Origin of the sequence: Roseovarius gahaiensis, assembly GCF_011601345.1 — a bacterium.
Lineage (GTDB): Bacteria > Pseudomonadota > Alphaproteobacteria > Rhodobacterales > Rhodobacteraceae > Roseovarius > Roseovarius gahaiensis.
Genome location: NZ_JAAORB010000028.1, coordinates 17,717 through 40,551, shown reverse-complemented (window position 1 = coordinate 40,551; position 22,835 = coordinate 17,717). Strand labels below are relative to the sequence as shown.

Here is a 22,835-nt window from a genome sequence, read left to right as displayed (position 1 = left end):
CAAGTCTGCCCACGATCACGTGAAATCTATGCCCATGATCAGGTGAAATCAGTGCCCGCCATCACGCGAAACACGCAATCACGCGGCAGCAGATTTATAAATGGCGGCATGAGCTGAAGAAGAAGGGTCTATGGTCGCCTGATGCCGGAGCGCTCTTTTTTCCTTTGGACATGCCAGTGGCGGCCGGAGTGCCAGTGGCGTCGGCACCGGTCGCTGATACACCGCCGACGGTCACTGTTGAATTGCGCCTGCGGGGTGGGCGCAGTTTGCACTTTGACAGCGCAGTGGAGCCGGTCGCCCTGACGGCACTCATCCGCGCCGTGGAGGCCGCATGATCGGCCCAGGCACCGGAGTTCGCGTATATCTGGCTTGTGGCGTGACGGATATGCGCAAAGGGATCGCGGGATTGGCGGCGCTTGCCCAGGATGTTCTGCATCAGAAGCCCGCCAGTGGCGCGGTATTTGCGTTCCGGGGGCGGCGCGGGGACCGGATCAAGTTGCTGTATTGGGATGGTCAGGGATTTTGCCTTTACTACAAGGTTCTTGAACGAGGGCGCTTCCCTTGGCCGAGTGCGGCGGATGGGTCGGCACGGCTGACCTCGGCACAGCTTGCGATGCTGTGGGAGGGTATCGACTGGCGGCGTCCTGATTGGGGAGCGCCACCGGTGCGCGTGGGGTAAATTTGTGTCCAAATATGCGTTATTTATATGGTGCTTCGGGCTGATTTTTGGTAGTCAGGCGCATGTCGAAACACGCCGAAAACCTCCCCGATGATCCCGCCGAATTGAGAGCGATGATTGCGGCGTTGCAGGCAGAAAATGCCCGGATCGAGGCAGAGAACGCCAAGATGTCGGTGACATTGCGGGTTCATGATCAGCTGGTTCAGGCGTCGCACCAAAGGTGCGCAGCTTGAACGCACGCCTCTGGCGTGACGCCTGCGGATCGCCAAGCTCCAGAAACTGGCCTTCGGCAAATCCTCGGAAAAGGTCGAGCGTGAGATCGAACAGCTGGAACTGGCGCTCGAAGACCTATTGGTCGCGGTGGCTGAAGACGATGAAGCCCCCATCGACGAGGGTCCGAGCGAACCGTCGCCGGAGACTTCTGATGCACCCACGTTGCGGCGTCGGCCACGTGTCTCGGATGCGACGCCGCGCGAGCGCCGCGAGCTTGATCCTGGTGCCTGCTGCCCTGACTGTGGTGGTGACCTGCGCGTGGTAGGTGAGGATGTCAGCGAATTGCTGGACATGATTGCTGCCCAGATGAAGGTGATCCAAGTCGCTCGCATCAAGAAATCCTGCCGCCGCTGTGAGCGGATGGTGCAGGAACCGGCCCCCAGCCGCCCGATCCCGGGCAGCATGGCAGGCCCGAACCTGCTGGCGCATGTGCTGGTCTCAAAGTTCGACGATCACCTGCCTTTGTATCGCCAGCACGAGATCTTCGAACGCATGGGGGCAGACATTCCAGAAAGCACGCTGGTGGGCTGGTGTGGCCGCGCCATGAAAACCCTACAGCCGCTTATCGAGCGGATCGAGGCGGACATCATGGCCAGCGACCTGTTGCACGCAGATGACACGCCGATCCGGGTGCTGGACCGGTCATTGCGCGACAAGGGACTTGGCAAAGGGGTCAAACAAGGGCGGATCTGGGCCTATGTGCGCGATCAACGCCCTTGGACGGGGGCATCGCCGCCAGGTGCTGTTTATCGGTTCGCGCCAGACTGGAAGAAAGAGCATGTCCTGAGCCACCTGGCCAACGCCCGCGGCATCCTCCAAGCGGACGGCTACACAGGCTACGGCAAGCTTTATGAGCCTGATCCCGACGGCACACCCCGTTTGCGCGAAGCGGCCTGTTGGGCGCACCTGCGCCGAGACTTCCACGACTTCTGGATCTCGACCAAGTCCGAGATCGCTCGCGAGGCGCTCGACCGGATCGGCAAGTTCTACGATGTCGAGCGCGACATCAACGGTCAACCCGATGACGTGCGTCATGCGGCGCGACAAAAGTTGAGCCGCCCGCAAGTCGAGGCCTTCTTTGCCTGGTCCGAACAGCAACTCCTGCGCATTCCAGGCAAAAGCGATCTGGCCAAGGCCTTCCGCTATGGTCTCAGCCGGCAGGAGGCCTTCAGCCTGTTCCTGACGGACGGTCGTGTGGCCATCGACAATAACCCCGCTGAACGTGCTCTGCGTCCGATTGGAATCGGCAGGAAAAATTGGTTATTTGCAGGGGCCGATACCGGTGCTGAAACGCTCGCGCGTGCCATGACGGTCATCGAGACCGCTAAACTCAACGGCCTCGATCCACAAGCCTATCTCGCCGACATCTTCGACCGCATCCACGATCACAAGATCAACAAGCTCGATGAATTGCTGCCGTGGAATTGGGCACCGCTGACCGCTGCACATTCAGTGGCTACCTGATGCCAAAAGTCACACAGGTCTACGCCCTTGAGCGCGTTGCATCGATGCTGGGTGAGGATCTGGAGATGCTGGAAGCGATCGTCAGCAACGACGACAACCTAAGCTACGGAAACATCATCAGCGTCGATACAGCCACTGACGAGAACACCAAGTTAATCACCGCCCATGGCATTCAAGAACTGCGCGATATGCTCAGCGATGCAAAGCGATCCCCGGAGCAATGGCGCGACTTCCTCGATGACTTCGTCAACGATCCAGAGATCATCACGCGTGTTAAGCAAAACGGACCGCGGTAACAATCGGGCGGTTACGATCCTTCAAGGTTCGAACGGTCGAAGATCAGTCAAGTATCTGCGAGGCAACAGGACGCACCCCAAGCCTCCGCGCAGGCGCTGGTATGAGTATGGCAAGAAGGGCATTTCGATGATGCGGGGGCTCTCTCGCTGGCAACTCCCAATTTTCACGGTGGCCGACCGAAGCGGCGCCCGGCGCTTCCAACGCCTCTCTGGGCGCTCTAACAGCACTATCCAGATGGCCCTTGCGCCGATCGTGGCACCGGATTCCGTGCTCTGCACGGATGGGCTGCAAGCCTACGCTGCCTTCGCGCAGTATCGCGGCAACGAGCACTTCGTCATCAAGACCAAGCCAGGTCAGAAGACCGCCTCTGCCACTCATTACATCCAGAACATCAACACCCTCCATTCGCGCTACGAGACCTTCATCAAGCCCTTCAGGGGGCCTGCCTCGAAATACTTCGAAGGATATCTCCGGTGGTTCATCGCCCGCGTCAGCAAGGTGCGACCGGACGAGGTCTTACGGGCTGTGTGATCTTTACCAACACGAAATACGCACACGACTAAAGGATACCCTTGAACTGGATGATTTCACAGCGCGGGGTAGACATATTCCATTTTCTATATATTTGTGTCCCAAACACACTTGGGGTGCGCGACCCCGTGATCTCCGCACCGCAGACCAACTGCATGTCGCCCCAAGGAACAGGAAAAGGAAACGCAACTCATGGTCACCGATTTCACCCCCCTCCAATCCCTGATCGGCGGCACGCTGATCGGGCTGGCCAGCGTGCTGCTGATGCTGACGCTCGGTCGTGTCATGGGGGCCACCGGCATTCTGGCCGGCTTCATGCAACCCTCTTCGCCGCGCGACTGGTCGTGGCGCGCCGCCCTGCTTGCGGGCATGGTCACCGCCCCCGGCCTGATGCTGCTGTCGACCGGCCAAATGCCCGCCATCGACGTTCCCGTCAGCACCCCAATGCTGATCGTCGGCGGCATCCTGGTGGGCATCGGCGTGACCTACGGCGCAGGCTGTACCAGCGGCCATGGCGTCTGTGGCAATGCGCGGCTCTCGCCACGCTCCATCGCCGCCACCCTGAGCTTCATGCTGTTCACTGGCATCACGGTCTACATCCTGCGTCACGTGATTGGAGGATAACCCAATGCTGCGTATCATCATTACCTACCTCATTGGCCTGATTTTCGGCCTCGGCATCATGATTTCCGGCATGGCCAACCCTGCCAAGGTCATCAATTTCTTCGACGTCGCTGGCTCGTGGGATCCCTCGCTTATCTTCGTCATGGGGGGCGCGCTTGTGGTCACCTTTATCGGCTACCGCCTGATCTTCGGCAAAGGCCCGGCAAAACCCGTCATGGACGACAGCTTCCACGTCCCACAGAACCGCGTGATCGACGCGCGCCTTCTGGGCGGCTCGGCCATCTTCGGCGTGGGCTGGGGCATCGCGGGTTTCTGTCCCGGCGGGGCCCTGCCCGCTGTAGGCTCCCTCAAGCCCGAGGTGCTGATCTTCACCGCCGCCTTGATCGCAGGCATCTTCATCGCCAAAGCGCTGCAAACCCGCGCCATGCGCCACGCGCCTTCCTGAGACACCCAAACAAAGAGTCCGCCTATGACCAACTACCCCGTCAACATGGACATCAAACCGCAGGTTCAAGCCTTCTTTGACGAGGCCACGAATACGATTTCCTACATCGTCAAGGATCCTTCTTCCGATAGCTGCGCCATCGTGGATTCGGTGATGGACATCGACTATGCCGCCGGCCGTATCACCTATGACCACGCCGACGAGCTGATTGCCCAGATCGAAAAACAGGGCCTCAAGCTGGAGTGGATCATCGAAACCCACGTCCACGCCGATCACCTTTCGGCCGCGCCTTACATTCAGGAAAAGCTGGGCGGCAAAATCGGCATCGGCTCAAAAATCCTCGTGGTGCAGGACACCTTCGGCAAGATCTTCAACGAAGGCACCGAGTTTCAGCGCGACGGCTCGCAATTCGACGCCCTTTTCGAAGATGGCGATACCTACACCATCGGCACCATGCAGGCCGTGGCCCTTTATACCCCCGGCCACACCCCCGCCTGCATGACCCATGTGATGGGCGATGCGGCCTTCGTCGGCGATACGCTCTTCATGCCCGATGGTGGCTCAGCCCGGGCCGATTTCCCCGGTGGTGACGCAGGCACGCTTTACGACAGCATCCAAAAGGTGCTGGCCCTACCCGACGACATGCGCCTGTTCATGTGCCAAGATTACGGCCCCAATGGTCGTGACATTGCATGGGAAACCACCGTCGCCGAAGAAAAAACCCACAACATCCACGTTGGCGGCGGCAAGACCCGCGAGGAGTTCATCAAGTTCCGCACCGAACGCGATGCCACACTGGCCATGCCGCGCCTGATCATCCCGTCACTTCAGGTTAACATGCGCGCCGGTGACGTGCCCACCGACTCTGACGGCAACCCGATGCTCAAGGTGCCGGTCAACAAACTCTGATGTGCCGCTTGGGCAGGCGCCCCCGCGCCTGCCCGCCCCTGTCCCGAAAGCTTTCCCAATGCCCCGCTCGCTTGCCCGCTACCTGCCCATCTTCTCATGGGGCCGGACCTATAGCCGCTCCACCTTGGCCCAAGACCTGATCGCGGCGCTGATCGTGACGATCATGCTGATCCCGCAATCGCTGGCCTATGCGCTCTTGGCGGGCCTCCCGCCCGAGGCGGGGCTTTATGCCTCGATCCTGCCGATCATGCTTTATGCGCTCTTCGGCACCTCCACCACGCTGGCGGTGGGGCCAGTGGCCGTGGTCTCATTGATGACCGCCGCCGCGATTGGGCAAGTGGCGGACCAAGGCACCGCAGGCTACGCCACGGCGGCGCTCACGCTGGCAGGGCTGTCAGGGCTGATCCTTCTGGGCCTTGGCCTGCTCCGGCTTGGCTTTCTGGCCAACTTCCTCTCGCACCCCGTCATCGCGGGCTTCATCAACGCCAGTGGCATCCTCATCGCGCTCAGCCAGTTGGGCCATATCCTCGGGGTCAACACATCGGGCCACACCCTACCGCACCTTTTGCATAGCCTCTGGTCCGGGCTTGGCGGAGTGAACCTCATCACCCTGCTGATCGGGGGCTCTGCCGCAGCCTTCCTCTTCTGGGTCCGCAAGGGCCTCAAACCTTTGCTTTTGAACCTCGGCCTTGGCCCCCGCCTCGCCGATGTGCTGACCAAAGCAGGCCCTGTCGCCGCCGTGGTCGTCACAACCTTGGCCGCTGGCCTTTTCCGGCTCGACACCCAAGGCGTCGCCATCGTCGGCACCGTGCCGCAATCCCTGCCGCCCTTCACCCTGCCCGATGCCTCGCTTGACCTGATCAAGGCACTGATCCTGCCCGCCGTGCTGATCTCCATCATCGGCTTTGTCGAATCCATCTCGGTCGCGCAAACGCTGGCAGCCAAGAAACGCCAACGCATCGACCCCAACCAAGAACTCATCGGCCTGGGTGCGGCCAACCTCGGCGCGGCTGTCACCGGCGGCTACCCTGTCACCGGCGGCTTCGCCCGCTCGGTCGTCAACTACGACGCAGGCGCCGCCACCCCCGCCGCCGGGGCCTTCACCGCCATCGGCCTTGCCGTCGCGGCCCTTGCGCTCACCCCGCTGATTTACTTCCTGCCCAAGGCGACGCTGGCCGCCACCATCATCGTCGCTGTCCTCAGCCTTGTGGACCTCACGATCCTCAAACGCGCATGGTCCTATTCCGGCGCGGATTTCGCGGCAATCCTGACAACCATCCTCCTGACACTCGCACTTGGCGTGGAAATCGGGGTGTCTGCCGGTGTGGTGCTCTCCATCGCGCTGCACCTCTACAAAACCTCGAAACCCCATGTGGCCGAGGTGGGCCTTGTTCCGGGAACCGAGCATTTCCGCAACATCAACCGCCACAAGGTCACCACCTGCCCCCGCGTGGTAACACTCCGCGTCGACGAAAGCCTTTATTTCGCCAATGCCCGCTTCCTTGAAGATTACATCGCCGACCGCATCACCGAAGATTGCGCCGTCAAACACGTCATCCTGCATTTCGCCGCCGTGAACGAGGTCGATATGTCCGCGCTGGAAAGCCTTGAGGCGATCAATACCCGCCTCAAGGCCATGGGCATCAAACTGCATCTCTCTGAGGTGAAAGGCCCGGTCATGGACCGCCTCAAACGCAGCCACTTCCTGCAAGAGATGGGCGGCACCGTGTACCTGTCGCAATACGAGGCATGGCAAGCCCTACGCGAAGGTTAAACCACAGGCGCGGGCAGCCCCTCGATCATCACGTTGACGCAAGCGGACTTTCCGCTGGCCATGGCCCGCTCCAGTGCGGGCCTCAGGTCCGCCGCCTCGGTCAAGAATTCCCCATGCGCGCCCATGGCCTCGGCTTCCAGATCATAGCGCGCCACTAACAGCACTATCCAGATGGCCCTTGCGCCGATCGTGGCACCGGATTCCGTGCTCTGCACGGATGGGCTGCAAGCCTACGCTGCCTCGCGCAGTATCGCGGCATCGAGCACTTCGTCATCAAGACCAAGCCGGGTCAGAAGACCGCCTCATCCGCAACCTGCCTTCGCGTCGGCCATCGCGTCAGCGCGATCCGCACCGCGTCTGCCTGCATTTCGTCTGTGCTTGTCGTGCCTATTGTTCGCCTGCTTTGCGGCGATGAATGCTATCGAAGGAGCAGCATCAAACCGTGACAGGTCCAAGTGTCATGACCTCTGCATATATGCCTACTGCGTATCTCGGTGTCGTCCTTGGCCATTTCAGCCCATATAGACACCACCATTCACATCCAATGTTGCACCGCACATATAGCTGGCCGCATCCGAACACAGGAAAACGACCGGCTGAGCGATTTCGTCAGCTCTTGCCATGCGGCCAATGGGGATCGACGACGGGTCAATGTTGGAAGAGTCCACCATTGCGGTCGCCGTCGCTCCGGGGGCAACGGCATTAACATTGACACCATGCGGGGCGGTCTTGGCCGCCATCCATTTGGTGAATGAAATAACGCCCCCTTTGGCCGACACATAGTGAGGGCTGGCGCGCAATCCGCCCATCCGCCCGGCGACCGACGCCACCACGACCGCCTTGCCATGTTTTTGCGCAATCATCCCAGTGATGGCAGGACGCATGACATTGATCACCCCCTTGAGGTTGATATCGACCACCCGGTCAAATGTATCATCCCAATCCGCATCGTCCCAATCATCCCACGGGCAAAAGCCGGCATTGGCGACGATGGCATCTAGCTGTGGCTGTGCGGCGATGAACGCCTCTGCTTTTGCGCGGTCGCGGATATCGAATGCTGCCGTGACCACATCTGCGCCGACATCTCGCAGCTCGTCGGCCAGATCGTCGCAACCTTTAAGATCGCACAGCGCCAGATTGGCCCCCAAACCAGAAAGAATACGCGCTGTCTCTGCCCCGATGCCTCCAGCAGCGCCGGTGATCAACACGGTTTTTCCTTCGAATGACAACATGGCGTTACCCAGCTTCCTTTCCCGGCTCAGGCAAAGCGCTGTCGCGTAGCATCGCCAACAATGCCTTGGTGATGTCGTCCTCACCGGCCAGCGCCGCACGCTCTAGCACCCGCGAAACGGTTGGAGGCGCCCAAGCCCCAGTGACCCGTTTGACCGGCTGATCAAGATAGTCGAAAAAGAGCCGCTGAATTTCATCCACCAAAAACGATCCGAATGCCGCGCCACGCGTGGTTTGTTCGATGATCGCGACGCGCCCGGTCTTGCGCACCGACTGGCCGATCAGGTCGTAATCAATATCGCGCTGCGACAGGCTGCGCAGGTCGATCACATCTGCGCTGATGCCAAGGCTGGCCACCAAGGTTTTGCAGGTCTCGACCATTCCAAGAGAGGTCAAAAGCGTCAGATCGCGGCCTTCGACCACGCGCTTGGCCTTGCCGATCGGGATGTAATACTCCAAATCCTGCGGCACTGGACAACGGCGTTTGTGCAGCACTTGTGGCTCGATGATGAGAACCGGATCATTGCAGCGCATCGCAGCATTCATCAGGCCCACATAATCAAACGCGTTCGACGGCGCGAGGATATGCCAGCCCGGAAACAGCGCGAAAACGCTGGTCGGGTCCATCGAATGCTGCGATCCGTAGCCTTCCAGACCCGGAAGGCGACACCGCAACACCATAGGAACCTGTGCCGTGCCGTTGAACAGATGCCTGATCTTGCCAGCCTGATTGAACAACTGGTCCGCCGCGACAAGAAAGAAATCACTATACATCAACTCAACGACAGGTCGCAGGCCCGACATTGCCGCCCCTACGGCCAATCCGCAAAATCCATTCTCGGTGATGGGGGTGTTGATGATCCGGGTATCGAAGAACTCGGACAAGCCGCGTGTCGCGCCGACGGTTCCGCCGTCCATATTCGCCACGTCTTCGCCGAACAAAACGATACTTTGGTCGCGTTTCATGGCCGCGCCCATGGTGGCGGGGATTGCCTCGATAAAGGTCATCTCGCGCATTTGTGCGTCGGGGAAATCCTCGGCCTCAGCCGCGCGCAGCCCGGCGAATTCCGACATGTCAGAGGTCAAGTGATCGTCAACACCCGCTGGGTCGGGCCAATGCCCGGCGGGGATCGCCATGGCCGAGCCCTTGCCCTCGGTGCAACTGTCGGCGGCGGCCTGCATCGCTTCGGACACCGCGGCGTCGATGCTGTTCAACTCATCGGCGCTGACGATCCCGTGCGTTGTCAGCTTGTCACACAGAAATTCCCAAGGAGAGCGCGCGCGCCAGGCATCCTCTTCTTCTTTCGTGCGATAGCCGAAGACACTGCCGGGAAAGGGCGAGGATTGATGGTAATAGCGATAGACATCGGCCTGCACAAAGGCCGGGCGGCCCTGCGTGCGAATATGATCTTCGGCCCACCGCGTCGCCAGCCAGACGGCCAGAGGGTCCATTCCGTCAACATGCACAGTTTCGATACCATGCGCGCAAGGGCGGGTGTTCAGGTTGGTCTCATATGTGGATTGCTCGATCGTGGTCGAAACGGCATACCCGTTGTTTTCGCAGAAAAACAGAACCGGCAGGCGATACAGGGCCGCTAGGTTCATTGCCTCATGGGTTGTTCCCTGATGGATCGCGCCATCGCCGAAGAACGAGACGGTGATCCGCTCGCCGCCCTGCTGCTTTTCGGCGAAAGCGTGACCGCAAGCTATCGGCAAGCCACCGGCGACGATGGCGTTGGTGCCCATCACGCCCAGATCTTCGCACCGCAAATGCATCGAGCCACCACGCCCGCCAGTCCAGCCATCTTTCAGCCCCAGAATCTCGTGCATCATGTGCCGGATTTCCAAGCGCATCTCGTCGCGCAGGACAGAGCCCGCCGAAGGATCATAGTTGTCCGTGTAAAGCGCGTTCACGACCTTTGCGACAACCTGATGATGCGCACGGTGAGAGCCGTTCATCATCGTGTCGATGGGCAGCGCCGCAAGGCACCCTCCTGCCCCGCCTTCCTGACCAAGGCTGGAATGTGCCGGGCCATGAACCAATCCGCGTTTGTCCAGAAACAGGATCGTTTCCTCGAACCGGCGCGCGGACAGAACCAGCGTGGCAAGCCGCTTGGCGTCTTTTGTCGAGAGCTGCGCCCAGTCCGAGTCATCGGTCACAAGGCGGCGCATGCCGGTGTTCATTTCAATCGGCGTAAACTTCATCCGCGCCTCCTGCCGGTTTGGGTCAACATTCAATAGGCCGTCTGCAAAAGGGTCAGGAACTCCTCCTGCGTGGTGTGCCGCGGGTTCCAGCGGTTATAATTCAGCGCGTAACAACGCTCTGCAATCTCGGGCAGCGCCGCTTTTTCGACACCGATATCGCGCAGGCGCGACGGCACACCCAGATCATCACAAAGCGTTTCGATTGCGCTGATGGCCCTACGCCCGGCACTCAGGTCGTCACATCCGTGCATGTCTTCACCCATGGCCTCGGCGATCTGAGCGTATTTGCCCGGCGCGGCGATGAAATTAAACCGCGCGACATGCGGCAGGCAGGCCGCGTTCGCCAATCCATGAGGCACCGGGTAGAACCCGCCAATCGCCATCGCCATGCAATGCACGTTGCCGGTTCCGGTCGTGCCAAACGACATGGCCGCCATAGAGGCCCCGCACAGCATATTCAGCGCCGCATCGGCATTTTCCCGGTTCGCGACATATGGCCGAATATTGCCCGACAGCACCCGTATCGCCCTTAGGTTCCAAGCATCCGTGAACGGGTTCGCCAGTTTCGAAAGGTAGGATTCAAAAGCGTGCACAAAGGCATCGACCCCTGCATGAACGGCAACCTGCCCCGGAACTGTCGCAACCACTGTTGGGTCAAGAACCGCATGGGTCGCAGGACCAAACCGGGCATGGCGGATCGCCATTTTCACATTTCGGGTCGTATCGGTGATGACCGCTGCCCCCGACACCTCCGACCCCGTTCCCGCCGTTGACGGGATGGCGATCAGTGGCAAGGGCGCGACGTTGAACGCATCGCCCCCTTCATAATCGGCTATACACCCGCCGTTGGTGGCGACAATGGCCACGGCCTTGGCCACATCAATCGCACTTCCCCCACCAAGGGCGATTATCGCATCAGCCCCTGCCGCGTTCAGCACATCGAGCGCGCGATCGACATTGATGTCACCGGGTTCAGGATCGACACCTGAAAATTCACAGAGCTTGATGCCACTGCCGGATAGGTCAGCCATCAAGCGGTTGTACGCTATCCCGCCGACAAGCGCCGGATCGACGACAACCATCACCCGCGACCATCCCGCCCCGGTCACGATCTGCGGCACTACAGCCAATGCGCCATGCCCGAAATGCAAACGTGTCGGACAATGAAAACTGACGATGTCACCTGACGACATGGCGCGGGCCTCTCTTGAAAATAGCTGGATGTCTTGTGGTCATGTCAGCCCCCGTCACGATCCAAAGTGTCGCCAATCGGCAGTCCAAGCAGCGCTGAACTCATTGATTTGCCGTGTGTATCTAGGGTCAACGATCCGACCACCCCGCCCGATAACGCCTCCTCCAGCACGAAATTCAGCGCACCAAGTGTCGGCACCTCGTATCGCGTGACCCGGCCCTTCACCTTATCGCGTAAAAACTCGGCCACACGCTCCGGCGTCACGTCACGACAGAGCAAATCGTAATCCTCAGGATCACGCGCGATGACGGCGATGTTAAGGGTGTTTCCCTTGTCTCCGCTGCGGCAATGGGCAATGTCTCTTAGACGCATGAGGTTTCCGCCTCGAAGAAGGTGACATCGGGATCAACAACACACTCATCCAGCAAGGCAGAACAAAGCGACAGCGTCGCGCGCACCGATTTCCACGCCCCGCCACCGCCGGCGGGTCCGTTGGTATAAAGTGCCTCAACCTCTTGTCCGACCATCCCCGCGGCATCCTTGCAGTCGCTCCGACCAATGGCGCGCAGGCGCACCTCGTTGGGGTCCGCCGCCGCAGATGACAAGGGCCCATGCAACGCATCGAGACCGATCAGATCAACCCGGCTTTCGCGCAAGCCCAAAGGCTCCAGCCGCTGCCGGATGACCGAGCGTGCCAATTCCGCCCGTGCCACCGCGCCGGGCCCGGCATAGGAAATCTGTCCCTCTCCGATATACCCGTCATGATAGCTGATCGTGGCCTTGACCTTGCCGGTCCGGGGATGCCCGGTGGCGCCGCTCACGCGGACATGATCGGGACCGATCTGTTCGACCGCGACGTTCGAAAAATCCGCAATCACGTCAGGCTGAAGGTATCGGGCCGGATCGAGAATTTCATACAGGATCTGTTGCTTGACCGTGGCCAAGCGGATCGCGCCGCCCGTGCGGGGCAGTTTGGTAATTTCGATACCGCCTTCGGCGTCGATCACGCCGATGGGAAATCCCAGATTGGCAAGGTCCGGCACATCGTTAAATCCCGGATCGGCAAAGTAGCCACCGCTGATCTGGCCGGCACATTCCAGTAGATGCCCTGCCAATGTCCCTTTGCCCAGACGGTCCCAGTCATCCATGCGCCACCCGAAACTGTAAATGAGCGGTGCAAGAAACAATGCCGGGTCAGCCGCCCGACCTGTCAGAACGACATCGGCACCCTTGTCCAGTGCCTCCACAATAGGCCCCGCACCGATATAGGCGTTGGCCGAAATGGCAGACGCTGCGATTTCCGTAAAGTTCAAGCCGTTATCAAGATCAGGTAAGGACGACCGACAATAGGCCAGCACATCGTCCCCTGTCACAGCCGCAATGCGCAGCCCTCTCAAGCCCAAATCCTTCGCCACCTTCGCGATGTGACGCGCCGCTGCCAATGGATTGGCCGCACCCATATTGCTGATGATCCGCGTCCCGTTGGCATGACAAACGGGCAGGACGGCCCGCATCCGGGCCTCAAGATGCGGATCAAAGCCCCCTTCGGGATCTGACAGGCGGTTCAGTTGCGCCTGTGCGATGGTGCGCTCGGCAAGGCACTCGAAGATCAGAAAATCCAGCTCTCCCCGCTGGGCCAGATCGACGGCCGGGTCGATCCGATCCCCGGAAAAGCCCGCGCCTGCGCCTATTCTGATCGCGGTCATTTCAATGCCCCGCTATGCCCGCAGAAAGGCTCGGTTGTGCTCTGCACCGGCTCACTCGCGCAATTCCTTCAGCAGCCGCGTTGCGGTGCGTTCGTTGATGTCGCCGCTGGATTTCATCGCCTCGGCAATACGGGCGATCTCATCCCCTTCTGCACCAGCCGTGATCGCGATGTTCTGCGCATGCAGCGCCATGTGGCCTTTCTGGATGCCATCCGTCGCCAAAGCACGCAATGCCCCAAAATTTTGGGCTAGCCCGACGGCGGCCACGATGCACGAGAGTTTCTCGGCGCTGTCGGCCTCCATGATCTGCAAGGCAAGCTGGGCGACGGGGTGAATGCGCGTGGCTCCCCCCACGATCCCAAGCGACAAGGGAATTTCGATAGACCCCGCCAGATCGCCAGACGCGGTTTTTTCCCACCGGGTCAACGGGCCGTACTGTCCAGATTGCGCCGCGAACGCGTGCGCGCCAGCCTCAATGGCACGGGTATCATTGCCGGTCGCCAGCACGACGGCGGACACACCGTTCATGATGCCCTTGTTATGGGTTGCGGCGCGATACGGGTCGATGACCGCGAAATCAGCCGCGTCCAGCATCTTTTCAACCACCTCAGGACCGCCGATTTCTGCGGCGGGCCACACGGCTTCGGCCCGGACGATACGCCGGTCTGCAAGGTTGGACAAAATGCGCAACAAGGGCCGCCCATTGACCCAGCTCCCCAAAACCGGGGCCAGACGTTCGGCCATGGTGTTCACGGCATTCGCCCCCATGGCATCGCGGGTATCGACGATCAGATGCACGACCATCACCACGCCCTTACGCCCGCTCAGAAGACGAATGTCCAGATCCTGAAACCCGCCGCCAAGTTCGACAAGCACCGGGTCGATGTCATCGCAGAAGGCCTTGATCTCATCGAAGCGGCGCAGGATCTCAAGGCGTGCGCGGTGCGGGTCGGCCACATCCAGAAGCTGGATTTGCGCGATGGTCAGTGACCCGGCATAGGAGGTGCGAAATCCGCCCGTCGAGCGACACCGCCGTGCCGTATTGCAGACCGCCGCGATAACCGAGCTTTCCTCGGTCGCCATCGGGACCAGCACGTCCTTGCCGTCCACGATCATATTCGTGGCCAACCCAAGGGGCACTGGCATGACGCCTATGGCATTTTCGATCATTCTATCGACCAGATCGTCAGGAAGGCCATCCAGCCGACCCAATGCGCCGGTCGCGTCGTCGCCGTTATCAATCCAGTCTGTCAAGATTTCGAGCCGCTTTTCACGGCTGAGCGTTGCAAACCCAGACAGTCTTGAGGTGCGTTTGCTCATGTGATGTCACCTTTCCATTCCAGCGGCGGACATTACGCCCGCATGACAAACCCGCCATCCACCGGGATTGCCGTCCCCGTCACAAAGCGCGAGGCCGCTGTGGTTAAAAACAATATCGTTCCGGCAATGTCTTGCGGCTGCGCCCATCGGCCAATCGGGGTTCTGTCCCGAACGCGCGCATCCAGATCGGGCATGTCCAACCGTGCCTGTCGGGTCAACGCCGTGTCCACCCATCCCGGAAGCACACAGTTCGCCCGTATCCCATCCTTGGCCCAAGCCGCAGCCAGACTGCGGGTCAGCTGAACGACACCGCCTTTTGCCGCGGCATAGGGCGCCGTCATATCGTTAGCCAGAACCGACATCATCGACCCGATAGTGACGATCCGGCCGTCGCCCGATTGGCAAAGCTGCGGGTAAAAGGCCCGTGCCGTCACGAAAGTGCCGCGCAGGTTGGCATCCATGACGGCATCCCAGTCCTCAAGGCTCAGATCTTGGGGCGCGCCCCGTCGGTTTATACCAGCAGCGCAAACAATCGTATCGACACCGCCCATATCCGTGTCGGCAGTTTTGGACAGCCTGTTGGCGTCCGCCTCGTCCGATGCGTCAGCGGCGCAGAACCAGACATCTCCCTTGTCCGCGAGCTGCCCAAGCGCCGCCTCACCACGTTCCTTGGAACGCCCTGAAATCGTCACCCGCGCCCCGGCCTCAAGAAAGGCTTGGGCCGCGGACAAACCGATACCGCTGGTTCCGCCTGTGATGACAACGCGTCGCCCCGTCAGATCGAAAAGGTCAGTCATGCCAACCCCTCACCTTATGGTCACATCTGGCAACCAGAGCACCAGCGCCGGGAAGAGAATGCACAGCAAAAGCCCCAGAACCTGAATCAGAACGAAAGGCACGATCCCGGCATAGATATCGCGGATCGTCAGCTCTGGTGGGGCGATGCCACGTAAATAGAACAGGGCATACCCGAACGGCGGCGTCAGGAAGGATGTCTGAAGGTTCACCGCAACTAGAACCGCAAACCAAGTCAGCGTGACGGCAGAATTCTCAAACCCAAAATCCAGCCCCGCGATGATCGGTGCAAAAAGCGGCAGCACCACATAGCTAATCTCGATCCATTCCAGGAAAAATCCCAATACAAAGATCAGCGCCATGATCAGGAAAAGCGTCTGATATGGCCCAGATGCAATCGCCATGACCGCATCTTCGATCATATAATCACCGCCAACACGCTTGAAGATCGCACTGAACACTGTTGCGCCAATCGCCACGGTTAGGATCATCGCCGTGGTCAACGCCGTCTCTTGAACGCAGTCCACAAGGTTCTTCCACGTCAATTGCCGCATCACCGCCGCCAGTATCGTGGCCCCAATGGCGCCGATGGCCGCCGCCTCGGTCGGCGTCGCGATACCCGCAACGATCGAGCCCAGAACACCCAAGATCAAAAGCACCGGGGCGATCAGGTGCTTGATCAGAACGGCCAGCGCCTCCAAGGTCGAAACCTTTTCCCCGCGTTCGCTTGGGGGTGCAAGAGACGGGTCGAGATGCGTCGTGACTAGAATATAGAGCGCATAAAGCCCACCAAGGATCAGGCCGGGGATCACCGCCCCCATGAACAAATCGCCAATGGAGATCTGCAAAATATCCCCAACCAACACCAGCATGATCGAGGGCGGGATAAGGATTCCAAGCGTTCCCGCCGAACAAATCGTACCGGCCGCCAGCCGCATGGAATACTTCTGTTTCAGCATGACCGGTAAGGCCATCAGCCCCAGCATGACCACGGATGCCCCGATGATCCCGGTGCTTGCGGCCATCACGACACCGACGATCGTCACCGATAGCGCCAGTCCTCCAGGTCGCTGCGCAAACAGACGCTCAAGCGACAGCAGCAGATTCCTCGCGATGTTGGATTTTTCCAGCATCAGGCCCATGAAAACAAACAAGGGCACGGCCATCATCAGCCAATTGGTTAGGGTGCCGGTGAAAATTCGCGATGAAATCGTATTGAGAAAGATCAACGGGACATCGCCGATAAAAGTAAAAAGTATCCCGACACCGGCCAGAACCAGCGCGACGGGATATCCCGTGAAAATGCCGCCGATGAGTGTAAACACCATCGCGAGCGGCAGAATGTATTCAGTCATACTGTCGGTCTCCACGCGCAAACAATTCATCAAGATGCATCAGGATTCGTCCGATTCCCGTCAAACTCAGAAAGACAAAGCCAATCGGTAGAATGGATTTGACCAGATACCGGTCGGTCAGGCCTCCGTAATCTGATTGCTCGCCGGTGTTGTAGGAAAACTCGACAAACCCCAGACTCAGCCAGCCTATGATCGCGCAAAACGGCATGAGAAACAGGACATCGCACACCAGATTGACCCCGGCATTGAAGCGCGGCGAAAACCGGACGGCTAGCATATCGACCTGAACATGCGCATTGCGCGACAACGCATAAGACATGCCCAACATCACGATGATTGCCTGAAAATGCCACTGCAATTCAGCCAGTCCCGTCAGGGTCAGTTCAGAGCCGAAAAGCAGAATATCCGCATCCCAGCTGGCGATCTGACCCCATTTCATCAACGAGCCGACGACAGCCAGTAATACCAGCGCGATCATCGGCAGGAGCAGCCAGGCCGCAATACGACCAGGCCATGCGCTTGCCTTTACAAGCGCATGGCCGACCCGCCCCAAAGTGGAACGCCGGGTCATCTGGCAATCACTCCGAAGGTGCGGGGATTGTTTGCAGATTCGACCAGATCTCGGCCTTGGCAAGGTAATCCTGAATGGATGCATATGCCTCGGCAAAAATCTCGTCATCCGCGGCTTGCTCTTCCAGAACCTCGGTCGAGGCAGCCCTTAGCGCGTCCAGAACCTCATCTGGGAAACGCTTTGTCTCGACACCCTGCGCGCGGAACTCTTCGATGATTTCGCCCTGCGGAGCGGGTGCCGCCGCAAGCGACCAGTTCACTGTGGCACGGCAGGCGACCATGATCTGATCCTGGGTCTGCTCGTCAAAGCCATTCCAGACGTCCATGTTCATGATCAGCGAGTTCCAGCTTGCAGGCTGATGCCAGCCAGGGAAATAGTAGTATTTCGCGATTTCTGCAAAGCCCAGGGCCTTGTCCACGACTGGCAGCGAAAACTCAGTCGCGTCGATGCGGCCACGTTCCAGCGCCACATACAATTCACCGCCCGGAATCAACTGTGTGGAAACGCCAAGCTTGTTAAGAACCTGACCGCCCATACCGGAAATCCGCATGCGGAGCCCTTTGAGGTCTTCCACGCTGTTGATTTCCTTGTTGAACCAGCCACCCGGCTCGGGTGCGGTCACGTGACAGGGCAGCAGTTTGACGTTCAGCGGATCATAGGCCTTCTGAACGATCTCAAGACCGCCCCCTTCCCACATCCAGCCGACAAACAGGTCCGGTCCGGGACCGAACGGCATGGACCCGGCCAGAGATGCAACCGGGATCGTGCCACCCCAGTAGCCAACGTAATCCCAGCCTGCCGGGATCGCGCCCGAACTGACCTGATTGAGCACCTCAAGCGCCGGAACCAGATCGCCGGCACCATGCACGCGCAGCTTGACCTCGCCATTGGTTGCGGTCTCGATATTCTCAGCCAAGACCTCGGCCCCTTCACCAAGGAACGCCAGATTCTTTGGAAAGGTGCTTGCAACATCCAGCGTCTCAGCCTGCGCTGAAACACCGGTAACCGCCATTGAAGCAGCCAGCAAACTTGCTTTTAATTTCATAGTCTTCCTCCCTTTATCTTGCCCCAATAATTTGGGCGCATCGCGATCTCTGATTGCGGGGCTCACTTGACTTCCTCGCTCCCACACTGCAATCTGCGATCACAGATCAACGATAACCAATGAAAAGCAATATGCAAGATGTTTCCGAGCCTCGCTTGACATTCAAGGCAACCGCCTTGAGGCGCGACAGCCTGCAACAGCAAATTTACGATCACCTCCGCAGCGACATTATGACGGGGGCTTTCAAACCGGGTGAGACACTCTCAAGCCGCAGCCTAGCCGCCGAGCTTGGCGTCAGCGCCATGCCCGTCCGCGAGGCCCTGACGCGCCTGACCACCGAAGGCGCACTTGAGCTCACGACCAGCAGAACACTCCGCCTCAGGCTACTCACCCCCGAAGATTTGGACGAGATCACCGCCATCCGCACCGATCTGGAAGGCCGGGCCGCCAAGCGCGCCGCCGAACAGATGACCGCCGAGTCGCTGGCCCGGATCAGCAAGCTGAACGACGACCTGACCCCCGCCGCCAGTAGCGGCAATGCCGACAGGTATCTCAAGGCCAATGCCACCTATCATGCCGAGATCTACAAGATTTCGGGATGGCCGCTCTTGCTCAGCATGATCGAGCGCCTGTGGCTGATCGTCGGTCCCTCGATCCGCACATGCGTGCCGGACCGCGACCATATGGCGACATCGCAGGGCTTCCACGACGCAGTCATGGCCGCCCTGACCAAAGGTGATGCCGAAGCCGTGCGCACCGCGATCATCGACGACATCCAGACGGCCGCAAAAGACATCCGCGCATTCCTTGCGTCGGGCCAGGACCACTGAACAACCGTATTGAAGGAAACACTCTCATGACAGCACCGGACGCCCTTACACCGCCTTCCGATCTGCGTGTCCTTGTGACCGCAGGCGCCGCTGGGATCGGCAAAGCCATCGCCGAAGGGTTCGCCGCTGTCGGCGCTAAGGTCCATATCTCGGACGTGGATGCAGACGCCGTCAAAGCCATTTGCACGGGTGAAATCACCGGCACCGTTGCCGATGCCGCCGACGAGGCCGCAACACGCAACCTGTTTGGGGAAGCCCGCGAAATTCTTGGCGGGCTTGACGTTGTGGTGGCCAATGCGGGCATCGAAGGCCCGACCGGCCCGGTCAGCGACATCAGCGCCGAAGACTGGGACAAGACGCTGGACATCAACCTGCGGGGGGCCTATATAGCCGCGCGCTTCGCCTCGGATGACCTGATCAAAAGCCGTGGCAGTTTCATCGGGATCGCGTCGGTGGCTGGCCGCCTGCCCTTTGCCTACCGCACCCCCTATGCCGCGTCGAAATGGGGCATAGTGGGGCTGGCGAAAAGCCTTGCCTCCGAGCTGGGTCCGCAGGGCGTGCGCGCCAATGCCATCCTGCCCGGCATCGTCGAAGGCCCGCGCATCGACCGGGTTATCAACGCCCGCGCCGAGCGCCTTGGCCTGACCTATGACGAAATGCGCAAACGCAATCTGGAAAAAGTCGCGCTGCGGCGCATGGTCAGCCCGCATGACATCGCGGCGATGTGCCTGTTCCTGAATACCCCCGGCGGCAGCAACATCACCGGGCAGGCCCTGAGCGTATGTGCCGGGGTGGAGACCCTGTGATGAGCGATACACCCAAAACCGCAATCATCGGCAGCGGCCTGATCGGCTGTGCTTGGTCTGTGGCCTTCGCGCGAGGCGGTTGCACCGTCGCCCTGTACGACCAGAACACCGCCGCCGCCGCGCAGGCGAAGGACATGCTGATCCAGCTTGCCTCGGAACTGGAACAAGCCGACATGCTGAACGGGCAGAAGGCGGCGGACATCGTGGGCCGCGTCAGCATCGCAGACAGCTTGGAAAGCGCCCTCTCGGGGGCGGTCCATGTGCAGGAAAACGTCCCCGAGAAGCTGGACATCAAAAAGCAGGTTTTCGCCCAGCTTGATGCACTGGCCCCGCGGGATGCCATTCTGGCCAGTTCGACCTCGGCGCTTCTGCCTTCGGCCTTTACCGAACATCTTGAGGGACGCAATCGCTGCCTTGTCGCGCATCCCATCAACCCGCCCAGCCTGATCCGGGCGGTCGAGATCGTCCCTGCCCCTTGGACCGACCCCGAAGCGGTGGACCGCTGCGCCACCCTGATGGAGCGGATCGGCCAGAAACCCATTCGCATGACGCGCGAGATCGACGGGTTTATCATGAACCGGCTGCAAGGCGCCCTGCTGCAAGAGGCCTTTCGCCTTGTCGCGGACGGCATCGCCTCTCCCGAGGATGTTGATACCGGCCTACGCGACGGGCTTGCCCCGCGTTGGGCGCTGATGGGGCCGTTCGAAACCATCGACCTGAATGCCCCCGCAGGTGTTCGCGATTATGTCGCCCGCTATGGCGGGATGTACGAAACCATCGCCGCCGGACAGCGCGAAACCCGCGACTGGACCGGCGACACGCTTGACCAGATCGACGAGTCTTGCCGCGCAAGGCTGCCGCTTGACCGGATTCCCCAGGCCCAGGCCGAGCGTGACAGCCGACTGGTGAACCTGATGAAACATCTCCAACAGCACACCCCAAAAACCTGAACACAACCCCGGAGGCCCCGATGCCCAAACCCAACCGCAAGGTTATCATCAGCTGCGCCGTCACCGGCGCCATTCACACACCGTCGATGTCACCGCATCTGCCGGTGACGCCTGAGCAGATCATCACCGACAGCCTTGCCGCCGCCGAGGCGGGCGCAACCATTTTGCACCTCCACGCGCGCGACCCTGAAAATGGCCGCCCCACGCAAGAACCTGACGCATTTCGAGCCTTTCTGCCGCAACTGAAGCAGGCGACCGGCGCCGTGTTGAACCTGACCACCGGCGGAAGCCCTCATATGAGCGTCGAGGAACGCATGCGTCCCGCCGCCGAACTAAAACCCGAGGTCGCATCGCTGAACATGGGGTCGATGAACTTTGGTCTTTACCCGATGCTAAACCGCTTCAAGGAGTTTCAGCACGACTGGGAACGCCAGCATCTGGAAAACAGCCGTGATCTGGTCTTCAAGAACACATTTGCGGATATCGAACATATCCTCAAAACCGGGAATGCGAACGGCACCCGCTTCGAATTCGAATGCTATGACACAAGTCACCTTTATAACCTTGCGCATTTCGTGGATCGCGGCCTCGTCAAGGCGCCGTTCCTTGTGCAGACCGTTTTTGGCCTTCTGGGTGGTATCGGTGCCCACCCCGAGGATGTCGCCCACATGAAACGGACAGCGGACCGGCTGTTCGGCGATGATTACGTCTGGTCTGTGCTTGGTGCTGGACGCAACCAGATGGCCGTGGCCGCGCAGGCGGCCGCACAAGGCGGCAACATTCGCGTGGGGCTTGAGGATTCACTGTGGCTGTCCCCCGGCAAGCTGGCGCAAAGCAATGCCGATCAGGTTCGAAAGGCGCGCGAGCTTCTCGAAGGTCTTAGCCTTGATGTTGCAACCCCAGACGACGCCCGCGACATGCTGGGCCTGAAAGGCGGCGACAATGTCGCATTCTGATAGTGGCCCGGTTGTCGTCACGGGCGGCAGCCGGGGCATTGGCGCAGCTACGGTTATGGCCTTGGCCCGCGCCGGGCGGCCTGTTGCCTTTTCATACGCGTCAAACGATCAAGCGGCGCAAGATCTCGTCGCACGTGTCAGCGCCGACGGGGGCCGCGCGGTGGCCGTGAAGGGCGATGTCGCCGAGATGGCGGCCATTGAGACCTTGTTCCAGACCTGTGAGCGCGAGTTCGGCCAGCCAACCGGCGTGTTCGCCAATGCAGGCATCACCGGCCCCGCAGGCCGCTTTGAAACCTTACCCCCTGAAACGCTGCGCCGGGTTCTGGACGTAAACATCATCGGCGCAGGCATGACGGTGCAGGCCGCAACCCGCGCCATGTCAAAGGCGCATGGCGGATCAGGCGGTGCGATTGTCATGATGTCCAGCCGCGCCGCCGCCCTTGGGGGTGGGAACGAATGGATACATTACGCCGCATCCAAAGGCGCGATCAATTCCATGACGGTTGGCTTCGCCAAGGAATTGGGCGCAGATGGCATCCGCGTTAACGCCGTGGCACCGGGCCTGATCGACACAGAAATTCACGCTGCGGCCGGTCTGGCCGATCGTCTGCAAGCCAAGGCAAAAGATGTGCCGCTGGGCCGAATTGGCACCGCCGAAGAAGTTGCAGAAGCGGTGAAATGGCTGCTGTCCGATGCCGCATCTTATGTCAGTGGCGCGATCTTGGACATTTCCGCAGGGCGTTAGACGCGGGCGTTACACTCAGAATGCGATGCCAAAAGGACGCTCAGGCCAAGCGATGGGACGTGGCGGCTGACGGTCGGGTTTGAAATATGCGCAGAATTTGGTGACGCCTGATCAGGCCGCAGCTTGAACACCG

22 protein-coding genes and 2 pseudogenes are annotated in these 22,835 nt (G+C 60.3%); 13 read left to right on the top strand and 11 right to left on the bottom strand.

Features of this window, described 5'->3' with window-relative positions; genetic code table 11:
* Positions 1-331 precede the first annotated feature (331 nt).
* The 8 genes and pseudogenes from tnpB to HAT86_RS12415 all read left to right on the top strand — a co-directional run bounded on the left by tnpB (position 332) and on the right by HAT86_RS12415 (position 6,996).
* A complete protein-coding gene (gene tnpB / locus HAT86_RS12450) occupies positions 332-679 on the top strand; it encodes an IS66 family insertion sequence element accessory protein TnpB (protein ID WP_167198144.1) in 348 nt (115 codons plus the stop codon).
* A 62-nt stretch (positions 680-741) separates the two neighbouring features.
* A pseudogene (gene tnpC / locus HAT86_RS12445) lies at positions 742-2,416 on the top strand (IS66 family transposase).
* Positions 2,416-2,712 (top strand): hypothetical protein, encoded by a 297-nt coding sequence (locus HAT86_RS12440; protein ID WP_167198141.1) that lies wholly within the window; start codon positions 2,416-2,418, stop codon positions 2,710-2,712. Before tnpC ends, HAT86_RS12440 begins: the two are co-directional and overlap by 1 nt.
* On the top strand, positions 2,615-3,244 hold the full coding sequence (locus tag HAT86_RS12435; RefSeq protein WP_331272542.1) for an IS1595 family transposase: 630 nt from the start codon (positions 2,615-2,617) through the stop codon (positions 3,242-3,244). The genes HAT86_RS12440 and HAT86_RS12435 overlap by 98 nt, the downstream gene beginning before the upstream one ends.
* A 183-nt stretch (positions 3,245-3,427) precedes the next feature.
* Positions 3,428-3,868 (top strand): annotated as a pseudogene (locus HAT86_RS12430) (YeeE/YedE family protein); the annotation flags it as partial.
* Between the two features lie 7 nt (positions 3,869-3,875).
* Entirely contained in the window at positions 3,876-4,313 is a 438-nt protein-coding gene (locus tag HAT86_RS12425; RefSeq protein ID WP_167198153.1) for a DUF6691 family protein, read from the top strand.
* Positions 4,314-4,337: 24 nt separating this feature from the next.
* Positions 4,338-5,222, top strand: a complete 885-nt coding sequence (locus HAT86_RS12420; protein WP_167198133.1) for an MBL fold metallo-hydrolase — start codon at positions 4,338-4,340, stop codon at positions 5,220-5,222.
* A 58-nt stretch (positions 5,223-5,280) separates the two neighbouring features.
* Positions 5,281-6,996: a SulP family inorganic anion transporter gene (locus HAT86_RS12415; RefSeq protein ID WP_167198130.1), complete on the top strand. Its 1,716-nt coding sequence runs from the start codon at positions 5,281-5,283 to the stop codon at positions 6,994-6,996.
* Here HAT86_RS12415 and HAT86_RS12410 read toward each other — a convergent pair.
* The 11 genes from HAT86_RS12410 to HAT86_RS12360 all read right to left on the bottom strand — a co-directional run bounded on the left by HAT86_RS12410 (position 6,993) and on the right by HAT86_RS12360 (position 18,415).
* Positions 6,993-7,160 (bottom strand): thiamine pyrophosphate-dependent enzyme, encoded by a 168-nt coding sequence (locus HAT86_RS12410; RefSeq protein WP_167198036.1) that lies wholly within the window; start codon positions 7,158-7,160, stop codon positions 6,993-6,995. The genes HAT86_RS12415 and HAT86_RS12410 overlap by 4 nt on opposite strands.
* Positions 7,161-7,508: 348 nt before the next feature.
* The gene (locus HAT86_RS12405; RefSeq protein ID WP_167198127.1) at positions 7,509-8,228 is read right to left on the bottom strand and encodes an SDR family NAD(P)-dependent oxidoreductase; all 720 of its coding nucleotides are present in this window, start codon (positions 8,226-8,228) and stop codon (positions 7,509-7,511) included.
* Between the two features lie 4 nt (positions 8,229-8,232).
* Entirely contained in the window at positions 8,233-10,431 is a 2,199-nt protein-coding gene (locus tag HAT86_RS12400) for an alpha-ketoacid dehydrogenase subunit alpha/beta (RefSeq protein WP_167198124.1), read from the bottom strand.
* A gap of 29 nt (positions 10,432-10,460) precedes the next feature.
* Positions 10,461-11,624, bottom strand: a complete 1,164-nt coding sequence (locus HAT86_RS12395) for an iron-containing alcohol dehydrogenase (protein ID WP_167198121.1) — start codon at positions 11,622-11,624, stop codon at positions 10,461-10,463.
* 44 nt (positions 11,625-11,668) lie between these two features.
* The gene (locus HAT86_RS12390; protein ID WP_167198118.1) at positions 11,669-11,995 is read right to left on the bottom strand and encodes an AtuA-related protein; all 327 of its coding nucleotides are present in this window, start codon (positions 11,993-11,995) and stop codon (positions 11,669-11,671) included.
* The gene (locus HAT86_RS12385) at positions 11,986-13,329 is read right to left on the bottom strand and encodes an acyclic terpene utilization AtuA family protein (protein WP_167198114.1); all 1,344 of its coding nucleotides are present in this window, start codon (positions 13,327-13,329) and stop codon (positions 11,986-11,988) included. Before HAT86_RS12385 ends, HAT86_RS12390 begins: the two co-directional genes overlap by 10 nt.
* Positions 13,330-13,380: 51 nt before the next feature.
* Positions 13,381-14,649 carry a hydroxymethylglutaryl-CoA reductase, degradative gene (locus tag HAT86_RS12380; RefSeq protein WP_167198111.1) on the bottom strand — a complete coding sequence of 423 codons (1,269 nt, stop codon included), beginning with the start codon at positions 14,647-14,649 and terminating at the stop codon, positions 13,381-13,383.
* Between the two features lie 32 nt (positions 14,650-14,681).
* Positions 14,682-15,446, bottom strand: coding sequence for an SDR family NAD(P)-dependent oxidoreductase (locus HAT86_RS12375; RefSeq protein ID WP_167198108.1), 765 nt, complete (start codon positions 15,444-15,446; stop codon positions 14,682-14,684).
* A 9-nt stretch (positions 15,447-15,455) separates the two neighbouring features.
* Positions 15,456-16,799, bottom strand: a complete 1,344-nt coding sequence (locus tag HAT86_RS12370; RefSeq protein ID WP_167198105.1) for a TRAP transporter large permease — start codon at positions 16,797-16,799, stop codon at positions 15,456-15,458.
* Positions 16,792-17,370: a TRAP transporter small permease subunit gene (locus HAT86_RS12365; protein WP_167198102.1), complete on the bottom strand. Its 579-nt coding sequence runs from the start codon at positions 17,368-17,370 to the stop codon at positions 16,792-16,794. Before HAT86_RS12365 ends, HAT86_RS12370 begins: the two co-directional genes overlap by 8 nt.
* A 7-nt stretch (positions 17,371-17,377) precedes the next feature.
* A complete protein-coding gene (locus HAT86_RS12360) occupies positions 17,378-18,415 on the bottom strand; it encodes a TRAP transporter substrate-binding protein (RefSeq protein WP_167198100.1) in 1,038 nt (345 codons plus the stop codon).
* Positions 18,416-18,570: 155 nt separating this feature from the next.
* Here HAT86_RS12360 and HAT86_RS12355 point away from each other — a divergent pair, with 155 nt between their 5' ends.
* From HAT86_RS12355 to HAT86_RS12335, 5 genes are read left to right on the top strand one after another with little or no spacing between them, the layout of a single operon-like run.
* Entirely contained in the window at positions 18,571-19,245 is a 675-nt protein-coding gene (locus tag HAT86_RS12355; protein ID WP_231125898.1) for a GntR family transcriptional regulator, read from the top strand.
* A gap of 26 nt (positions 19,246-19,271) precedes the next feature.
* Entirely contained in the window at positions 19,272-20,051 is a 780-nt protein-coding gene (locus HAT86_RS12350; protein WP_167198094.1) for an SDR family oxidoreductase, read from the top strand.
* Positions 20,051-21,001 (top strand): 3-hydroxyacyl-CoA dehydrogenase, encoded by a 951-nt coding sequence (locus tag HAT86_RS12345; RefSeq protein WP_167198091.1) that lies wholly within the window; start codon positions 20,051-20,053, stop codon positions 20,999-21,001. Before HAT86_RS12350 ends, HAT86_RS12345 begins: the two co-directional genes overlap by 1 nt.
* A 20-nt stretch (positions 21,002-21,021) precedes the next feature.
* A complete protein-coding gene (locus HAT86_RS12340) occupies positions 21,022-21,957 on the top strand; it encodes a BKACE family enzyme (protein ID WP_167198088.1) in 936 nt (311 codons plus the stop codon).
* Complete coding sequence (locus tag HAT86_RS12335) at positions 21,944-22,702, top strand: SDR family oxidoreductase (RefSeq protein WP_167198085.1); 759 nt, start codon at positions 21,944-21,946, stop codon at positions 22,700-22,702. Before HAT86_RS12340 ends, HAT86_RS12335 begins: the two co-directional genes overlap by 14 nt.
* The last annotated feature ends 133 nt before the right edge of the window (positions 22,703-22,835 follow it).

Coding starts and splice junctions, on each gene's coding strand:
- HAT86_RS12360 (WP_167198100.1), bottom strand. CDS start 18,415: ATGAAATTAAAAGCAAGTTTGCTGGCTGCTTCAATGGCGGTTACCGGT.
- HAT86_RS12335 (WP_167198085.1), top strand. CDS start 21,944: ATGTCGCATTCTGATAGTGGCCCGGTTGTCGTCACGGGCGGCAGCCGG.
- HAT86_RS12350 (WP_167198094.1), top strand. CDS start 19,272: ATGACAGCACCGGACGCCCTTACACCGCCTTCCGATCTGCGTGTCCTT.
- HAT86_RS12375 (WP_167198108.1), bottom strand. CDS start 15,446: ATGACTGACCTTTTCGATCTGACGGGGCGACGCGTTGTCATCACAGGC.
- HAT86_RS12385 (WP_167198114.1), bottom strand. CDS start 13,329: ATGACCGCGATCAGAATAGGCGCAGGCGCGGGCTTTTCCGGGGATCGG.
- HAT86_RS12390 (WP_167198118.1), bottom strand. CDS start 11,995: ATGCGTCTAAGAGACATTGCCCATTGCCGCAGCGGAGACAAGGGAAAC.
- HAT86_RS12405 (WP_167198127.1), bottom strand. CDS start 8,228: ATGTTGTCATTCGAAGGAAAAACCGTGTTGATCACCGGCGCTGCTGGA.
- HAT86_RS12400 (WP_167198124.1), bottom strand. CDS start 10,431: ATGAAGTTTACGCCGATTGAAATGAACACCGGCATGCGCCGCCTTGTG.
- HAT86_RS12395 (WP_167198121.1), bottom strand. CDS start 11,624: ATGTCGTCAGGTGACATCGTCAGTTTTCATTGTCCGACACGTTTGCAT.
- HAT86_RS12380 (WP_167198111.1), bottom strand. CDS start 14,649: ATGAGCAAACGCACCTCAAGACTGTCTGGGTTTGCAACGCTCAGCCGT.
- HAT86_RS12340 (WP_167198088.1), top strand. CDS start 21,022: ATGCCCAAACCCAACCGCAAGGTTATCATCAGCTGCGCCGTCACCGGC.
- tnpB (WP_167198144.1), top strand. CDS start 332: ATGATCGGCCCAGGCACCGGAGTTCGCGTATATCTGGCTTGTGGCGTG.
- HAT86_RS12345 (WP_167198091.1), top strand. CDS start 20,051: ATGAGCGATACACCCAAAACCGCAATCATCGGCAGCGGCCTGATCGGC.
- HAT86_RS12415 (WP_167198130.1), top strand. CDS start 5,281: ATGCCCCGCTCGCTTGCCCGCTACCTGCCCATCTTCTCATGGGGCCGG.
- HAT86_RS12440 (WP_167198141.1), top strand. CDS start 2,416: ATGCCAAAAGTCACACAGGTCTACGCCCTTGAGCGCGTTGCATCGATG.
- HAT86_RS12420 (WP_167198133.1), top strand. CDS start 4,338: ATGACCAACTACCCCGTCAACATGGACATCAAACCGCAGGTTCAAGCC.
- HAT86_RS12365 (WP_167198102.1), bottom strand. CDS start 17,370: ATGACCCGGCGTTCCACTTTGGGGCGGGTCGGCCATGCGCTTGTAAAG.
- HAT86_RS12435 (WP_331272542.1), top strand. CDS start 2,615: ATGCAAAGCGATCCCCGGAGCAATGGCGCGACTTCCTCGATGACTTCG.
- HAT86_RS12370 (WP_167198105.1), bottom strand. CDS start 16,799: ATGACTGAATACATTCTGCCGCTCGCGATGGTGTTTACACTCATCGGC.